At 69.0% G+C, this 467-nt stretch carries 1 protein-coding gene; it reads left to right on the top strand.

What is annotated here, in order from left to right:
* The coding region (locus RNB18_RS51550; RefSeq protein WP_311721002.1) for a rhomboid family intramembrane serine protease at positions 1-467 on the top strand (467 nt) is incomplete at both ends.

Raw genomic sequence — 467 nt, forward strand, 5'->3', positions numbered from 1 at the left:
GCCCTGCTCACCCCGTTCACCGCGCTGTTCGTGCACGGCAGCTGGCTGCACCTGCTGGGCAACCTGCTCTTCCTGTACGTGTTCGGGGCGATGGCCGAGGAACGCATGGGTCGGGCGCACTTCGCCCTCTTCTACGTGGGGTGCGGCTATCTGGCCCTCGTCTGCTACGCGGCGGTGCACGCGGACTCGGAACAGACGCTGGTCGGCGCCTCGGGGGCGATCTCGGCCGTACTCGGCGCCTTCCTTTACCTCTTCCCCCGGGCCAGGGTGACCAGCCTGTTCCCGTTCCTCTTCTTTCTGCCGCTGCGTTTCCCCGCCTGGATCGTGCTGGTCTTCTGGTTCGGGCTCCAGTGGGCGGCGGCCCAGGCGGCGGACGCGGGGCCGGGGGTGGCATATCTGGCGCATGTGGCGGGGTTCGCGGCGGGGTTCCTCTACGCCTGGGGGCGTTATCGGGGACGGTCTAGAGT

It is taken from the genome of Streptomyces doebereineriae, from assembly GCF_031845645.1.
GTDB classification, from domain to species: Bacteria; Actinomycetota; Actinomycetes; order Streptomycetales; family Streptomycetaceae; genus Streptomyces; species Streptomyces canus.